This is a genomic window from Arthrobacter sp. MDT2-16 (assembly GCF_054510925.1).
In genome coordinates this window covers 1-15,553 of the sequence record NZ_JBTNDP010000004.1, presented here as the reverse complement: position 1 = coordinate 15,553, position 15,553 = coordinate 1, and the positions used below count along the sequence as shown (strand labels likewise).

General features: G+C 69.0%; 13 protein-coding genes, 1 tRNA gene and 1 rRNA gene. 6 read left to right on the top strand and 9 right to left on the bottom strand.

Annotated features, from left to right (window positions below; translation table 11 throughout):
- The first annotated feature begins 60 nt into the window (after window positions 1-60).
- Window positions 61-1,386 (top strand): multidrug effflux MFS transporter, encoded by a 1,326-nt coding sequence (locus ACX80N_RS08715; RefSeq protein WP_459339055.1) that lies wholly within the window; start codon window positions 61-63, stop codon window positions 1,384-1,386.
- A 25-nt stretch (window positions 1,387-1,411) separates the two neighbouring features.
- Here the strand turns inward: ACX80N_RS08715 and ACX80N_RS08710 are convergent, their stop codons facing one another.
- The 4 genes from ACX80N_RS08710 to ACX80N_RS08695 form a co-directional block, all read right to left on the bottom strand.
- Window positions 1,412-2,263 carry a universal stress protein gene (locus ACX80N_RS08710; RefSeq protein WP_459339054.1) on the bottom strand — a complete coding sequence of 284 codons (852 nt, stop codon included), beginning with the start codon at window positions 2,261-2,263 and terminating at the stop codon, window positions 1,412-1,414.
- Window positions 2,264-2,455: 192 nt separating this feature from the next.
- A complete protein-coding gene (locus tag ACX80N_RS08705) occupies window positions 2,456-3,919 on the bottom strand; it encodes an APC family permease (protein ID WP_459339271.1) in 1,464 nt (487 codons plus the stop codon).
- A 56-nt stretch (window positions 3,920-3,975) separates the two neighbouring features.
- Window positions 3,976-5,157, bottom strand: coding sequence for a glutathionylspermidine synthase family protein (locus ACX80N_RS08700; RefSeq protein ID WP_105031266.1), 1,182 nt, complete (start codon window positions 5,155-5,157; stop codon window positions 3,976-3,978).
- A gap of 1 nt (window position 5,158) precedes the next feature.
- Window positions 5,159-5,593, bottom strand: a complete 435-nt coding sequence (locus ACX80N_RS08695; protein WP_459339053.1) for a tRNA-dihydrouridine synthase — start codon at window positions 5,591-5,593, stop codon at window positions 5,159-5,161.
- A gap of 385 nt (window positions 5,594-5,978) precedes the next feature.
- Here ACX80N_RS08695 and rsgA point away from each other — a divergent pair, with 385 nt between their 5' ends.
- Window positions 5,979-7,031 carry a ribosome small subunit-dependent GTPase A gene (gene rsgA / locus ACX80N_RS08690; RefSeq protein WP_459339052.1) on the top strand — a complete coding sequence of 351 codons (1,053 nt, stop codon included), beginning with the start codon at window positions 5,979-5,981 and terminating at the stop codon, window positions 7,029-7,031.
- Between the two features lie 56 nt (window positions 7,032-7,087).
- Here the strand turns inward: rsgA and ACX80N_RS08685 are convergent.
- Window positions 7,088-7,164 (bottom strand) — tRNA-Thr (locus ACX80N_RS08685).
- A 221-nt stretch (window positions 7,165-7,385) separates the two neighbouring features.
- On the opposite strand from ACX80N_RS08685, the gene ACX80N_RS08680 reads away from it, so the two are divergent.
- The 4 genes from ACX80N_RS08680 to ACX80N_RS08665 all read left to right on the top strand — a co-directional run bounded on the left by ACX80N_RS08680 (window position 7,386) and on the right by ACX80N_RS08665 (window position 12,380).
- Complete coding sequence (locus ACX80N_RS08680) at window positions 7,386-8,879, top strand: alpha,alpha-trehalose-phosphate synthase (UDP-forming) (protein ID WP_105031280.1); 1,494 nt, start codon at window positions 7,386-7,388, stop codon at window positions 8,877-8,879.
- Window positions 8,869-9,648, top strand: a complete 780-nt coding sequence (gene otsB, locus ACX80N_RS08675; protein WP_105031281.1) for a trehalose-phosphatase — start codon at window positions 8,869-8,871, stop codon at window positions 9,646-9,648. Before ACX80N_RS08680 ends, otsB begins: the two co-directional genes overlap by 11 nt.
- Before the next feature lie 132 nt (window positions 9,649-9,780).
- Window positions 9,781-10,869, top strand: a complete 1,089-nt coding sequence (locus ACX80N_RS08670; protein WP_105031282.1) for an ABC transporter ATP-binding protein — start codon at window positions 9,781-9,783, stop codon at window positions 10,867-10,869.
- 146 nt (window positions 10,870-11,015) lie between these two features.
- A complete protein-coding gene (locus ACX80N_RS08665; RefSeq protein ID WP_459339051.1) occupies window positions 11,016-12,380 on the top strand; it encodes a DUF4032 domain-containing protein in 1,365 nt (454 codons plus the stop codon).
- A gap of 55 nt (window positions 12,381-12,435) precedes the next feature.
- Here ACX80N_RS08665 and ACX80N_RS08660 read toward each other — a convergent pair whose 3' ends face one another.
- From ACX80N_RS08660 to rrf, 4 genes are all read right to left on the bottom strand, one after another.
- Complete coding sequence (locus ACX80N_RS08660; protein ID WP_105031284.1) at window positions 12,436-12,960, bottom strand: DUF4190 domain-containing protein; 525 nt, start codon at window positions 12,958-12,960, stop codon at window positions 12,436-12,438.
- 100 nt (window positions 12,961-13,060) lie between these two features.
- A complete protein-coding gene (locus tag ACX80N_RS08655) occupies window positions 13,061-14,431 on the bottom strand; it encodes an FAD-binding oxidoreductase (RefSeq protein ID WP_459339050.1) in 1,371 nt (456 codons plus the stop codon).
- A complete protein-coding gene (locus tag ACX80N_RS08650) occupies window positions 14,428-14,880 on the bottom strand; it encodes an SRPBCC family protein (protein ID WP_459339049.1) in 453 nt (150 codons plus the stop codon). The genes ACX80N_RS08655 and ACX80N_RS08650 overlap by 4 nt, the downstream gene beginning before the upstream one ends.
- Window positions 14,881-15,248: 368 nt before the next feature.
- Window positions 15,249-15,365, bottom strand: a 5S ribosomal RNA gene (rrf, locus tag ACX80N_RS08645).
- Window positions 15,366-15,553: the final 188 nt, after the last annotated feature.

Sequence of the window (15,553 nt, the reverse complement as noted above, 5' to 3'; positions counted from 1 at the left end):
GACGACGGAACATGCCATGCATCTGTTCGCCCGGTCAACGATATGGCTAGGCTTTCCAGGGTGAACACCGCGACGACCGCCACGGCCGCATCCGGCAGACGCTCCAGCATCAAGTGGATCCTGATGCTCGGCGCCCTCGCCGCCCTGCCCGCCATCACCACCGACATGTACCTGCCCTCCCTCCCGGCGGTCGCGCAGGACCTCGAGGCGACGCAGGCGGCGGCGCAGTTCACGATGTCCGGCATGCTCATCGGAGCCGGGGTCGGCCAGCTCGTCATCGGGCCCTTCTCGGACCGGTTCGGGCGGCGCCTGCCGCTCCTCATCGGCATCTCCCTGCACGTGGTGACCTCGATCCTCTGCTCGGTCACACCGGACATCGCGTCGCTGATCGGGCTGCGGGTCTGCCAGGGCTTCTTCAATGCTGCCGCGTCGGTGGTGGCCATCGCCGTCATCCGCGACCGCTTCGTCGGTTCGGACGCCGCCCGGCTGCTGTCGCGCCTGATGCTCGTGATCGGCGTGGCGCCGCTGTTCGCGCCCACCATCGGACAGGCCATCGCCGGCGCATGGCAGTGGCGTGCGGTGTTCTACGCGCTCGCGCTCATCGGGCTGGCCCTCGTCCTCATCGTGTGGCGCTTCATGCCGGAGTCGCTCCCCCGTGAGCAGCGGCGCTCGGGCGCCCCGCGGCAGGTCGCCGGAGGCTACCTCGCACTGCTGCGCGACAGGCACTTCATGGCACTGGCGGTGATACCGGGCCTCGGCCTCGCCGTGATCATGAGCTACGTCGTGGGCTCGCCCTTCGTGTTCCAGGACGAGTACGGCCTCAGCCAGGGCCAGTTCGCCGCCGTCTTCGCGGTCAACGGCGCCGCGATCGTCGGGTCCGCACAGCTCAACGCCGCCCTGGTACGCCGTGCGGCGCCCATCCGGGTGCTCCGGGTCGCGGTGATCGTGCAGCTCCTGTGCGCACTCGTGCTCCTCGGAATCGTGCTCACCGGTTTCGGGGGCATCGTGGGACTCGTCGCGGGCCTGTGGCTCGTCCTCGGGACGCAGGGGATGATCCCTGCCAACGCCTCCGTGCTCGCCCTGCACAACTACGGACACATGGCAGGTACGGCCGCGGCCGTCATCGGCGCCCTGCAGTCGGGCGTGGCGGGGGTGGTGAGTCCGTTCGTGGGCCTCCTCGGTGGGGACTCGCTGGCGATGGTGTGCGTGATGCTCACCGTCGTCGTCCTCACGCTCGTGGTCCTGGCAGCGGGCACGCCCGCCTACCGGAAGGGCGGGTGGCGCGAACGGGACGGCATGGATCCGGGGCCGACGGCGACGGCGTCGGAGACCGAGGAACGCGAGGCGGAGCAGGTGGAGGTTCAGGGGCCCGACCAGCGGAGTTGAGACCGCCGGTGTGCTGACAGGGACCTCACGGGACGATTCCGATGTTCCCCCTGGCATGGTGGAGGACCGCGTGGACGGTGGAGCCGAGGCGGGCCCCCGCGGCGTCGGCCCCCCGGGCTCCGAGGATGACGCTGCATGCGGTCGCGGTCCGCTGCACGATCTCCCCGGCAGCCGAGTGTCCTGCGGCTGAATCCTCCGTCACGGACAGCTCTCCGGTCCCGGCCAGCAGGGCGGCAGCCCGTTCCAGGACAGGATCCCGGCCCTCCAACGGCGCATCGGCCGCCTTGCGCCGGCGCTGGACGCGTACATGGAGCAACTCCAGGCGCTTGTGCAGTGTCCGTGCGAGATCGGCGGCCGTCGCCGTGGCCCTGTCGCTCGCGGGGGACCCGTCGACGGCGGCGATGACGGTGTCGCAGATCGGTCGTGCTTCCCGGACCACCATGACGGGGCACGATGCGCTCGAGGCGAGTCGGAGGCTGACCGATCCGATCAGGAGTTCGCCGAAGCCGCCCAGCCCCCTGGTGCCGGTCACCAGGAGCGAGGCTTCCGCGGAGAGTCGGGTCAGGGCCTCGGAGGGGAACCCGACGACCAGGCGTGAGCTGACGAGCAGATCCGGTTCGGCCCGGCCGGCGAGGTCCTGCCCCTCGGCGAGGAGCTTCTCTGCTTCCCTCCGCAGACCGCTGTCCTGGACGCCCGCCGCAGGTCCCAGATCATGGGTGAAGAACGGCCACGGCCAGCAGTGGACGACGACGAGGGGAAGCTGCGCGGCGCACGCGTATCGGGAGGCCCAGAGGACGGCGCGCTTCGCGCCGTCGGACCCGTCGTAGCCGACGAGGACGGGCCTGCGCGGAGCGGTCCCTGCGATGCCGTCGGTCATCGCGCTGCTCCGCCCGGCCGGACGGTCGGGGGTTCCAGGGGTCGGAGTGCTGACGTTCATGACAGTTGCTCCCGGGTCTCGGATGGCGTCCTCCCTCCATGGTGGCCGGTCCGCTCGTCCGGCGATAGGGCCGAACGGCCCGTAGGGCAGCAGCACCGCGTACCACCCGGACGGGGATGGGCTCCCTGACGCTCATCCGCCCGTCGCGCGCCGTCCGTGCGGTTCCGCGGACGCAGCCCGCCGTAGTCCGGCGATGGCCCGGTCCGCGCTTTCGCGCCGCCGTCGGCTGCTGTAGTACAGCGCCGTCAGCACCACCCCGAGCAGGAGTGCGCCCACCCCCACCACGAACGTGCCGCCGATTCCTGCGACCACCGTCGCCCCGTATGCGGGATCGAACATCGAGGCCGCGGACACGACGAACGCCGCGGTCATCAGGAGCGCCCCGATCAGTGGCAGGACACCCCGGAGGACGAGGTGGCGGGCACTCGAGCGCAGCGTGTGCCGGAAGTACCAGGCGCATGCGAAGCCCGTGAGCCCGTAGTAGAACGCGATGAACAGGCCGAGCGAGGCGATCGAATCGGCCAGGACGTCGTCACTGACGAGCGTCAGGACCACGTAGTAGGTCGCCGCCGTCGCGCCCAGCAGGACCGTCGAGAAGGTCGGTGTCATGTAGGTCGCATGCACGGTCGCGAAGCGGCGCGGGAGCGCGCCGTGGACGGCCATGGCGAGCGTCCCGCGGGCTGTGGGCAGGATCGTCGTCTGCGTCGCGGCGATGGCGGAGACCAGCACGGCCAGCACGGCCACCCACGCCCACGGCCCGAGAGCGGCGTCGCTGATGGCGTAGAAGACGTCGCCGGCGTTGGCCTGGTTGCCGAGGCCGATCCCCTCGCTGCCGACACCCGCGAAGAGGATCGCCAGGGTGCTCACCCCGGTGTAGGTGATGACGAGGATCACCGACGAGATGATGGCCGCCCTGCCCGGCGTGGTCCGGGGACGGCGTGTCTCCTCGTTCAGTGCCAGGCACGTGTCCCAGCCCCAGTAGGCGAACAGGGCGATCAGGGCTCCCTGGACGGCGGCCTCGGGGCCGCCCAGCGCGAGCGGGTTGAACCAGTCCGCGCTGAAGGAAGCGGCGCCGACGGCGTCGCCGGTTCCCAGGCGCCAGACCAGGAAGGCCACCACCACGGCGAGTGCCGCGTACTGGACGATGATGGTGACCCGCTGCATCTTCTCGCCGAGGTCGATGCCGCGATAGTTGGTCCAGGTCATGGCGGCGATGAAGGCCACCCCGGTCGCCGTCACCAGGAGGGTGTTCGAGGCGAGATCCTCGGCCACCAGCAGCCACAGGTAGGTCCCGGCGACCTGGGCGAGGTTCGCGAGGACCACGACCCCCGAGAGTGCCAGGCCCCATCCGCCCAGCCAGCCGGTGAAGCGGCCGAAGGCCGCGGACGCCCAGGTGAAGGTGGTCCCGCAGTCGGGCAGCGCGCTGTTCAGTTCGCGGTAGGCGACGGCGATGAACAGCATCGGGACGAACGCGAGCAGGAAGGCCGCCGGCGCGTGCACGCCCACCGCGAGGACCACGAAGCCGAGCGCCGCAGCCAGGGAGTAGACAGGCGCCGTGGAGGACAAGCCGATCGAGACGCTGCCGGCGAGGCCCATGTCGTCGCGGGAGAGACCCTTGTCCCGGACGAGCGGTGAGGGCTGCGCGTCCGCGGTCACGGTGCCGCCTCGACGGGGGCCGGGGCGTTGATGACGTTGGGGACGAACCGGCAGAAGTAGTCGGTGATGTAGCCGTCCGACTCGCGGATACCCACGCCCACGCTCTCGCCGTCGACCACCCAGGCTCCGACGACGGGGTGGTTGCCGTCCATGGACGGCAACGGATGCCACGCCTGGTAGCACCAGCCTTCCGCTCCGTAGTCACCCGGCTGTTCGATCTCGACGCCGTGGGCGTGGACGCGGATGTTGTCGCCCTCGCGCCCGTGCAGCGGCTTCGCGACCCACTCGGACAGTTCCCGCGGTGAATCGAGGTAGGCGGGCAGCAGGTTCGGGTGGTTCGGGTACAGGTGCCAGAGGGCGGCCAGGAGCGCCTTGTTCGACAGGAACATCTTCCAGGCGGGCTCGATCCACCGGGTCATCACGGGCCAGTCGAGGATCTTCTGCCCGAACTCCTCCTTCATCATCAGCTCCCACGGGTAGAGCTTGAAGATGGTGCTGATGGCCTTGTTGTCGAGGTCCACGAAGCGGTGCTGACGGGCGTCCCAGCCGATGTCGCCCATGTTGATGCCGACGGTCTCCCAGCCGGCCTGCGAGGCGACGTCGCGCATGTAGGCGGCCGTCATCCAGTCCTCGCCGGATGATTCGGCCTCGGTGTGGGCGACATGCAGCCGGGGACCTTCGAGACCGCCTCGCTGCTTGTCCCATGCCGCGACGAGGGCCTCGTGGATGCCGTTCCACTGGTCGTTCTCGGGCTTGACGTCCTGCAGCCAGTACCACTGGGCGATGGACGCCTCGATGAGGCCCGTCGGGGTGTCCGCGTTGTACTCGAGCATCTTCGGCGGGTTCACGCCGTCGTAGGCGAAGTCGAAGCGGCCGTAGACGGCGGGCTCGCTGCGGGCCAGGGACCCGGCGGCGAGCTTCATGGCCGCGGCGCTGATGCCGATGGTGCCCATGGCGCCCGTGGCGAGGTAGCGGGCCGCCTCGATCGACATGCGGTGCAGCTCCTCGGTGACCGCCTCGAGCGTCTCGACCTCGCTCATCTCGAACTCGTAGTAGGCGTCCTCGTGCCAGTACTCGATGGCCCCGCCGTCGGGCTTGATGGTCGTGGAGTAGATCAGGCCCACGCTCTCGATCTTCTCCCGCCAGTCGGGCCGGCGGGTCGATGTCCGTCGCCTCATGTCAGCCGCCCGTCCCGCTGTTGCTGCCGCCGAAGCCGCCCCGCGACACCGACGACGCCCCGTCCGGTGCGACTCCCGACCTGGAGGTGGCACCGGACGGGACGGACGTCGTGCCGCCGGAGAGCCCGGACCCGACGGCGGGGATGCTGCGCCTGCCCGATCCCATCGCCAGGAAGTACCAGCCGTACAGCCCCGAGGACACGCCCTGGTCGCTGCAGCGGTCATCCTCGGCCCGCTCCTGCGTGGTCCGGTCCTGGCACACCTTGGCGTAGTCGGCGTCGATCACCTCCCCGTCGGGTGAGCACCCGGTCAGCAGCGCACTCGCGAGGAGGGCCGTCACGCCGATGGCCACTCCGGAACTGCGGCGCAGGTGGGCGGTCCGGTCCCGTGCAGGGACGGGCCCATCGGGTGCTGCGGCGCGAAACTGGGGATCCATGTCTACCTTTCTGGCCGAACCGGTGCCCCGGCCGGCGCGGAGCGGTCCGGGGAGGACGTCGTGGAGCCAGTTTCCCATGCAGCCGACGAACTGCGCCGCGGACTGCGCGAGGTGAAGGATCAGCTGAGGACACCGATAGAGGGATCTGCTTCCCGACCCTCCTGGCAGGAGCAATGACGGGGATCCGGGTCTGGTCACGCCGACACGGCACGCATAGGATGTGGATCCCGGCTGTCGAAGCCCTGAGGGAGTCCTGCGAGGAGGTGGAGTCATGACGAAGGTCCTTGTCGTTGCGCTGTGCGCCGCCATCCCCATGAACCCCGCCTCCCCTGCATCCGCGCACTAGCCGCGCCCTGCGGGGAGGCCTCCCCGCAGAGGAACAGCGTTGGACACTCTTGTGCAGTACGGCTTCACCGACCGCATCGGCGGTCTTTTCTCCTTCCACTTCCCCGACCCGGGAACTGCCCAACCGGCGCGCGTCATCCGTGCGGACCGCGGCCGGGTGCTCGTCGCCGCGCGGCACGGCATCGTGCACCTCGACGGCGGGACGTCCCTCGTCACCGGCGACTGGGCCGCGATCGGGCCCGACGGCGGCACCGTGATCGGCCACCTGCCGCGCTTCTCCCTGCTGCAGCGGAAACGGGCCTACGATCCGCTGTCCGAGGCACAGATCCTCGGCGCGAACATCGATGTGCTGGGCGTGGTCATCCCGCTCGACCGGCCGCTGTCGACCAACCGGCTCGAACGGACCCTCGTCGCGGCCTGGGACTCGGGCGCGGTGCCCGTCATCATCCTGACGAAGGCCGACCTCAGCACCCGGTTCGACGACGTCGTCGCCGAGACCATCCAGCGGGCGCGCGGTGTGGAGGTGTTCACGACGTCCGCCGAGCAGCGTGACGGCCTCGAGGATCTCCGGTGGAGGATCGGGGCCGGGCAGACCCTGGCCCTGCTCGGTCCCTCGGGTGCGGGGAAGTCGAGCCTCATCAATGCCCTCGTGGGCGATCCCCGACAGGACACCGGCGAGGTCCGGGCCGGGGACGGCAGGGGCAGGCACACCACGACGGCGCGTGAGCTCGTGCCGCTCGGCGACGGCGCCGTCGTGATGGATACCCCCGGGTTGCGCGGCTTCGCCCTCTGGGACGCCGAGAACGGTCTGTCCGAGGTGTTCGGTGACGTCGAGGAGCTGTTCGGGAACTGCCGTTTCCGCGACTGCGTGCATGACCGCGAGCCCGGATGCGCCGTGCAGGCAGCCATCACGTCGGGGGATCTGGAGGAACGGCGCTGGCTGAGCTACCGGAAGATGGAGCGCGAACTCGCGAGCTTGCGCCGCAGACAGGACGTCGCGGAGCAGCGGCGCCTCGGGAAGGAGTCGCATCGGACGGTGAAGGATGCCGCGCTGGCGAAGGACTACAGGAACCGCTTCAGGGAGGGCCTGTAGGTCGGACGCTGGATCCGGGGACACGGTCCGGACCGGATGGGGCGCACGAGGAGGCATGGAGCCCCCTGTCGGATTCGAACCGACGACCCCCGCTTTACAAGAGCGGTGCTCTGGCCAACTGAGCTAAGGAGGCGTGCCGGCCGGAGCCGGCGAGCGCGGTGGTCCCTTCGACCTACGGGAGGAGGGGACGCCGAGCGCTCGTTAAGGGTAGCCCAGCACCCGCACCGCGGGAAATCAGGCCATGGGAAGCCGAGGCGACGGCCTCCGGCACGGTGGAACCTCTTCCCGGGGCAGCGGCACCGGACCCCGGACGGCGTGAACCGATAGAGTCGACGACGAGACCGAACTACTGCGATGGAGCCCGTTTTGAGTGCACAGCCTTCGACCACCCCGGGCATCACGCCGCCCTCCGCGACCGAGGGGGAGTTCGGTGATTTCGACTTCATCGTCGTCTCGAACCGGCTCGCTGTGGACCGCGTCGTCGACGAGCACGGCGAGAGCTCATGGCGACGCTCCCCCGGCGGCCTCGTGACGGCCCTCGCCCCCGTGATGGCGAAGGCCGACGGCGCCTGGGTCGGCTGGCACGGAGCGCCCGACGAGACGCTCGAGCCCTTCGACGAGGACACCATGCACCTGGTCCCCGTGCCGCTCAGCGCCGAGGAGGTGGAGCTCTATTACGAGGGCTTCTCCAACGCCACCCTGTGGCCCCTGTACCACGACGTCATCGCGTCCCCCGAGTTCCACAGGACCTGGTGGGACTCCTACCGGAAGGTGAACGAGCGGTTCGCGGAGGCGACGGCGTCCGTCGCCGCCGAGGGCGCCACGGTGTGGGTGCAGGACTACCAGCTGCAGCTCGTGCCGAAGATGCTGCGGCAGGCGCGCCCCGACCTGAAGATCGGCTTCTTCAACCACATCCCCTTCCCGCCCCTGGAGATCTACGCGCAACTGCCCTGGCGGCGCCAGGTGATCGAGGGGCTGCTGGGCGCCGACCTCATCGGCTTCCAGCGGCCGAGCGACGCGAGCAACTTCCTGCGCTGCGTGCGCCGCTTCAAGGGCTACACCATCAAGGCGCAGCAGGTGCACGTGCCCGCGGACGACGGCACGCCGGCCTACGTCTCCCGCGCCGAGGCGTTCCCCATCTCCATCGACACGGCGTCGATCACGGAACTGGCGCACCGCCCCGACGTGATCGAGCGGTCCAGGGAGATCCGGCGCGAGCTGGGCGATCCGCAGCACATCCTGCTCGGCGTCGACCGCCTCGACTACACGAAGGGCATCGGCCATCGCCTGAAGGCCTACGGCGAGCTGCTCGAGGACGGCGCCATCACGGTCGAGGACGCCGCCCTCATCCAGGTGGCCAGCCCGAGCCGCGAGCGCGTGGAGCAGTACCGCATCCTGCGCGAGGACATCGAGGGCGCGGTCGGCCGGATCAACGGCACCCACGACACCATGAAGAACACGGCCATCCGGTACCTCCACCACAGCTACCCGGTGGAGGAGATGGTGGCGCTGTACCTCGCCGCGGACGTCATGCTCGTGACGGCGCTGCGTGACGGCATGAACCTCGTGGCCAAGGAGTACGTCGCGGCCCGCACCGCGAACACGGGCATGCTCGTGCTCAGCGAGTTCGCGGGCGCGGCGGACACCCTCCGGCAGGCGATCCTGGTGAACCCGCACGACATCGACGGACTGAAGAGTGCCATCGTCTCGGCCATCACCATGCCGAAGGCGGAGGCCATGCGGCGCATGCGGCTCATGCGCCGGCAGGTGGTCCAGAACGACGTCGAGCGGTGGTCCCGGGCCTTCCTCAACGCCCTCCAGTCCGAGGGTCCCGATCATGACGCTTGAACCGGCCCTGCACGCCGCCCTGGGGCGCCTTGCCTCCACCCCGCGACTGCTCGTGGCACTGGATTTCGACGGCACGCTCGCCCCGCTCGTCGAGCGGGCCGAGGACGCCCGGGCGTTGCCCGCGTCGGCTTCGGCGGTCCGCGCGCTGGCCGACCTCCCCCACACGACCACAGCCCTGATCTCGGGGCGCGCCCTCGCGAGCCTCCGCGCCGCTGCCGATCCTCCCGGGGACACCCTGCTGATCGGCAGCCATGGCGCCGAGACCTGGACCGGCCCCGACGCCGCACCGCTCGCGCTGACGCCCGAGCAGGAGGACCTGCGCACCCGCGCCGTCGACGTCGTCGAACGCACGGTCTCCGCACACGAGGGGACGCGCATCGAGCTGAAGCCGGCCGGTGTCGTCCTTCACACGAGGACCGCGGCCGACGACGTCGCCGATGCCGCGGTCGAGGCAGCCAGGGCCGGCCTGGCCCAGCTCGAGGGGGTCCGCGTCACGGACGGGAAGCGTGTCCTCGAGATCTCGGTGGTGGCCGCGGACAAGGGGCAGGGGCTGGCACTGCTCCGGGAGACCACCGGCGCCACCGCGGTCCTCTTCGCGGGCGACGACGTGACTGACGAGCACGCGCAGCGCACCCTCGGCCCCGACGACGTCGGAATACGGATCGGCCCCGGAACGACGGCGGCCGCCTTCACCGTGCCCACGCCCGAGGATTTCTCGGAGGTGCTGCAGGAACTCGTGTCCCTGCGGGCCCCTGGTGCGCGCCGCTAGAGGAACGTGTCATACTACGGGGACGCGGCTCCTGTCACCGGTACTGGTGGCCGGCCGCGCACCCCAACTGAATATCTTCCATTCACTACGGATCGTCGGGCACGTACCTGCCCGTGAAAAGGAACCAACACCATGGCAACGGTAACGTTTGACCAGGCCACGCGCCTGTACCCGGGCACCGAGAAGCCCGCCGTCGACAAGCTCGACATCGACATCGCCGACGGCGAATTCCTCGTCCTCGTGGGACCCTCCGGTTGCGGAAAGTCCACCTCCCTGCGCATGCTCGCCGGCCTCGAGGACGTCAACTCCGGACGCATCCTCATCGGCGACCGCGACGTCACGGACGTCCCCCCGAAGGACCGCGACATCGCGATGGTCTTCCAGAACTACGCGCTCTACCCGCACATGTCGGTCGCCGACAACATGGGCTTCGCCCTCAAGATCGCGGGTGTCTCCAAGGAGGAGCGCGCCGAGCGCGTCCGCGAGGCCGCGAAGCTCCTCGACCTCGAGGACTACCTGGACCGCAAGCCGAAGGCACTCTCCGGAGGCCAGCGCCAGCGTGTCGCCATGGGCCGCGCGATCGTGCGCAACCCGCAGGTCTTCCTCATGGACGAGCCCCTCTCCAACCTGGATGCGAAGCTGCGCGTGCAGACCCGCACCCAGATCGCCTCGCTGACCCGGCGTCTCGGTGTCACCACCGTCTACGTCACGCACGACCAGGTCGAGGCCATGACCATGGGTGACCGTGTCGCCGTGCTCAAGGACGGTCTCCTCCAGCAGGTCGACACCCCCCGCAACCTGTACGAGCGTCCGAAGAACGTCTTCGTCGCCGGGTTCATCGGCTCCCCCGCCATGAACCTGCTCGAACTGCCCGTCACCGACGGGGGCGTCCTCTTCGGCGGCATCGTCTACCCCGTGCCGGGTAATGTTCTGGACGCTGCAGCCGGCAACACCGTCACGCTCGGTGTCCGCCCCGAGGACCTCGTCCTCAGCAGCGTCGGCGAGGGCCTGCAGGTCGAGGTCGACGTCGTCGAGGAACTCGGCGCCGACGCCTACATCTACGGCCACACCACGCTGGACGGCAAGGACCACGACATGGTGGCCCGCGTCGACGGCCGCCGCCCGCCGATGAAGGGCGACACGGTCTACGTCCGCCCCGAGCAGGGTCACGTGCACCTGTTCGACACCAGCAGCGGTCTCCGCCTGGCAGAGACGGTCTAAGTCCCTCCGCGGACACAGCACCACGAACGACGACGGCGGTGGCTCCGCCGGGTATCCCTCGGGAGGCCCGGTGGACGCCACCGCTTCGTTTAACGGCAACTACGCTTGGACCAGGACCACCCCCGCCCTATCGCGAAAGCAAGATCATGACCGAGACTTCCAACGCCCAGTGGCATGACGAGCCGACCGACTACGACCAGACCGGTAAACTGCCGCGACTACGGCCGGCGTCCGCCGAGGGCCCGAGCTCGCTGGGATCCCTGAACATCACCGCCGCCGCCACCGACCCGGAGCTGCTCGACCTCCCCTGGCACGTGGCCCTCGAGGAATGGCCGGCCAGTGCACTCGCGGCGCTCCCCCGCGGTATCTCCCGGCATATCGTGCGGTTCGCCCACCTCGGCGGTTCCGTGATCGCCGTGAAGGAGACCAGCGAGCACATCGCCCGTCACGAGTACCACATGCTGCGCAAGCTGCAGCGACTGGACGTGCCGTGCGTCGAGCCCGTGGCCGTGATCTCCGGACGGACCAGCCCCACGGGCGAGGAGCTCGATCCCGTGCTCGTCACACGGCATCTCAAGTTCTCGCTGCCCTACCGTGCGTTGTTCTCGCAGACGCTCCGCCGGGACACCCTGACGCGGCTCATCGACGCCCAGGCGCTGCTCCTGGTCCGCCTGCACCTCATCGGGTTCTACTGGGGCGACGTCTCCCTCTCCAACACCCTCTTCCGCAGGGATGCGGGAGCGTTCGCCGCCTACCTCGTCGACGCCGAGACCGGCGAGCTGTACCCGGAGCTCTCGACCGGCCAGCGGGAGTACGACCTCGAGATCGCCCGGGTGAACATCGCAGGGGAGCTGATGGACCTCGCCGAGGGCGGGCTCATCGAGGAGAAGGTGGACCCGCTCGCGACGAGTGAACTCATCATGGACAGCTACCGCCGCCTCTGGACGGAACTGACGGAGAAGGAATCCTTCGAGCTGGGCGAGCGCTGGCGGGTGGGGGCCCGCATCCGCCGACTCAACGAACTCGGCTTCGACGTCGAGGAGTACGCCATCAGGTCCGCCGCCAACGGCACCCAGATCCAGCTGCAACCCAAGGTGGTCGACGCCGGACACCACAGCCGCCGCCTCCTGCGGCTCACGGGCCTCGACGCCCAGGAGAACCAGGCCCGCCGGCTCCTGAACGACCTCGATGCCTACCGTGCCGACAGCGACCCGGCACTCGACGAGGAATTCAGCGCACACCTCTGGGTGAACGAGGTGTTCGAGCCGATCGTCCGGGCCGTGCCCCGGGAACTCGGCGGCAAGCTCGAACCCGCGCAGGTGGTCCACGAAGTACTCGAACACCGGTGGTACATGTCCGAGCGTGAGGACCGGAACGTCCCGCTGGCGGAGGCCGTGCAGTCCTACCTGGACGACGAACTGCGCCACCGACGCGACGAGGCGGCGATCATGCTGACAGCCGATGCCGGGACGATCGGCATCGACGAGGACTCGGAGTACGGCGACAACTAGGTGTCAAAGGAAAGGACCGGCAGCCGATGGCTGCCGGTCCTTCCTGCTCAGGAGCCTACGGGCACTGTGTGGGCTGGCCCTGAACGGTGACGGGCGTGCCGGTGGGCAAGCCTTCGCACGCTTCCAGGATCTGCCCTGCCAGCTCTGCAGCGAAGCTGGCGATGACGGCGATGAGGATCGCGCCGAGGATCGTGAACACGACGCCGATGATGATGCCGGCGAGGGCGAAGCCGTTGCCCATCCTCGCTTTCCGGGACTTCACGAAGGCGATGATGCTGATCACCAGTCCCACGGGGGCGATCAGGATGGCGAGGATGAATCCGACGATCCCGAGCGTCCTGCCCGGGTTCTCCGCCGGCTGGCCCTGATAGCCCTGCTGTCCCGGGTAGTTGCCCATCGCGGAGCCGTACTGTCCCTGCTGACCGTACGGTGACTGCCCCTGCTGACCGTACGGCGACGTGCTCTGCTCGCCGTACTGCGGCCGGTTCTGACCGTACTGCGGCTGGTTCTGGCCGTACTGCGGCTGGTTCTGCTGACCGTAGGGCGAGTTGCCCTGCTGATCCGGATTGTTGTCAGACATGCTGCCCCCAGGGGAAAAATGGTAAGTGACGGGAACTCCCGGCAGTTTCCTAAACGGTATCATCGGGCGCCTGCCCGCAGCAGGAGCAGCGACGCAACCATCAGGAGATGATCGCCTTCCCCGGATTGAGGATGTTCAGCGGGTCGAATACCTGCTTGATGCGGCTCTGCAGCTCGAGGACCGCGGGCGACTGCTCCCAGGCGAGCCAGCGACGCTTGTACTGACCCACGCCGTGCTCACCCGTGATGGTGCCGCCGAGGTCCAGCGCACACCGGACCGATTCGTCGAGCGCCTCTTCCAGTCGCTCCTGCGCCCGCTCCCCCTCACTCCGTTCCACCCAGAAAGTGGGGTGGAGATTGCCGTCCCCAGCATGCGCCACGACCTTCAGCCGGACCTCATGACGGAGGGCCATGGCCTCGAGAGCGGCGACATACCGCACGAGCTGGGACTTCGGGACGGCGACGTCCTCCCCCACCCGATACAGGTCGTCCACCTCGTCGCCGCGGCTGTGGCGTCTGAGGTCTATGAGCCGGTCGGCCTCCCCCGATCCTTCCTCGCTCACGCCGGCACCCAGGTCGAGGAGAACGCGCCGGATGACCTCGGCTTCCACGGCAGCACCGTACCCGTCGGTCTGCACCAGGAGGAGTGAACCCCCGCGGTTACGGAGGTCCGAGCCGTGGGCGCCGTCGAGCGCCTCGAGCGTCCGTCCGTCGAGGAGCTCGAGGATGGCCGGTTGCACCCGGGCCCGGCCGATGGCGAGAACGCCCGCCGCCGCCTGGGTGAAGTCGTCGAAGAAGGCGGCAAGCGTATGCACTGCCTGAGGCAGGTAGCGAAGACGCACGGTGATGCCGACGATGACGCCGAGAGTACCTTCCGACCCGGTCATGAGGGCCGTCAGGTCGTAGCCGGCCACCCCCTTGAAGGTCCGGTGACCGGTCGAGACGAGCGACCCGTCCGCCAGTACTACCTCGAGTGCCAGCACGGAATCCCGGGTGACACCGTACTTGGCGCATCGGAGTCCACCCGCGTTCGTGGCCACATTGCCGCCGATGGTGGACCATCGATAGCTGGCCGGATCGGGTGCGTACATCAGCCCGTACGGAGCCGCAGCAGCATTCAGGTCTGCGTTGATCACGCCGGGCTCGACGACGGCCGTTTCGTCGTCGGGATTGATCTCGACGATCCGGGTCATGAGTTCGAGGGACAGGACCACGCTGCCGGTCGTGGCGTGGGCACCGCCGGAAACGCCGGACCCTGCGCCCCGGCACACGATCGGAACCGAGTGGCGGGTCGCCCATCTCAGGAGCGTCCGGACATCGTCGACCGAACGTGTCAGCACGACTGCCAGCGGAAGGATCACCTGCTCGATGGGGCCCTGGTCCCGGGAGTACCGCGCGAGATCCTCGTCCGACGTCGATACCCGTCCGGGCAGCGAGGCCTCCAGCTCTGCGATGGTGGTTGCGTCTGTCATGATCCCCCCATGAATCGCCGGTAGCGCGCCAGGGCTCCGGGCCAGAACAAGCGGTAGAAGTCGTAGGTGTCCTGCGGATCGGCAGTCGTCCACCCGTCATGACCGAGAGTGAGCACGGTAGAGGTGCTCTCACCTGGCCGGTTCACCAGCGTCGGCTCCGCCGTATCCGCCGCGCCACCGTCTCCCAGAACCAGTTCGAGACGGACCTGGGTGGTCGAGGCAGAGCCGGGATGCTTCCATCTCAACTCGAGCCACTGCCCGGGCCGACCCTCGATCACCTCCCCCCACACGTTCTCCTCGTCCTCCGCCGAGGTCTCCACGAGGGCGTTGTCCTCCAGGTCGAAGAAACTGTCGTCCCCCCAGCGGCTCAGCTCATCCGCAGGCCACCAGAGATGCAGATGCTCCGTGAGCCCCGCCCAGGCGTGATCCGCAGGCGCGGGTACCGTCACGACAGCCTGTAGAGGCGGTCGAGGAGCCGGGAGGTCGCCGGCGGCGGAAGAATGCGAGAACAGACCACTCATGTACCGACCCTACCGTCGGGTGTGCAGTGCTTTGCGCGGGCTGGTCGGTTCTGGCGGGTTCGGTGGGGGGTGCTGTGGCTGCCGACCGGTGCTTGATGGGTGTCGGCTCCGTCGGTGGTGGTGGTGTGGTCGGTTGCCGGGAGTACGGTTCCGGGTGGTGTCGGCCCTCTTGGGGATGGTGCCGGCGGGTCGGCGGCCGACGGTGCTGTGTGCCTGTGCCTGTGCCTGTGGGGGTGGGTTTGGTGGTTAACGGGGAAGAGGCCCCACCGTGGTGGGGCCTCTTGCCTGTAATGGTTGTCCGGCGGTGTCCTACTCTCCCACACTCTCTCGGGTGCAGTACCATCGGCGCTGTGGGTCTTAGCTTCCGGGTTCGGAATGGGACCGGGCGTTTCCCCCACGCTATGACCGCCGTAACCCTTGCTACCGTTCCTCGACCCCCTGGGTGTTCCCGGGTGTACCGGGTTCTCCTGTGGGTGTGCCGGGGTGCTCGTGTGGAGTGTCCCTGGTGTCCCTGGTGGGGGTGGGTGGTAAGTCTGGTGGGTTACATCAATCGTGCTGGATGTAACAGTATTCAGTTGTGGTTCTGTGGTGTTTCTTGTGG

What these genes read in the sequence shown, in the direction of transcription:
- ACX80N_RS08700 (WP_105031266.1), bottom strand. Translation starts at nt 5,157, where the DNA reads ATGAGGCGACGGACATCGACCCGCCGGCCCGACTGGCGGGAGAAGATC.
- ACX80N_RS08695 (WP_459339053.1), bottom strand. Translation starts at nt 5,593, where the DNA reads ATGGATCCCCAGTTTCGCGCCGCAGCACCCGATGGGCCCGTCCCTGCA.
- ACX80N_RS08660 (WP_105031284.1), bottom strand. Translation starts at nt 12,960, where the DNA reads ATGTCTGACAACAATCCGGATCAGCAGGGCAACTCGCCCTACGGTCAG.
- ACX80N_RS08680 (WP_105031280.1), top strand. Translation starts at nt 7,386, where the DNA reads ATGGAGCCCGTTTTGAGTGCACAGCCTTCGACCACCCCGGGCATCACG.
- ACX80N_RS08705 (WP_459339271.1), bottom strand. Translation starts at nt 3,919, where the DNA reads ATGGGCCTCGCCGGCAGCGTCTCGATCGGCTTGTCCTCCACGGCGCCT.
- ACX80N_RS08710 (WP_459339054.1), bottom strand. Translation starts at nt 2,263, where the DNA reads ATGACCGACGGCATCGCAGGGACCGCTCCGCGCAGGCCCGTCCTCGTC.
- otsB (WP_105031281.1), top strand. Translation starts at nt 8,869, where the DNA reads ATGACGCTTGAACCGGCCCTGCACGCCGCCCTGGGGCGCCTTGCCTCC.
- ACX80N_RS08665 (WP_459339051.1), top strand. Translation starts at nt 11,016, where the DNA reads ATGACCGAGACTTCCAACGCCCAGTGGCATGACGAGCCGACCGACTAC.
- ACX80N_RS08670 (WP_105031282.1), top strand. Translation starts at nt 9,781, where the DNA reads ATGGCAACGGTAACGTTTGACCAGGCCACGCGCCTGTACCCGGGCACC.
- ACX80N_RS08655 (WP_459339050.1), bottom strand. Translation starts at nt 14,431, where the DNA reads ATGACAGACGCAACCACCATCGCAGAGCTGGAGGCCTCGCTGCCCGGA.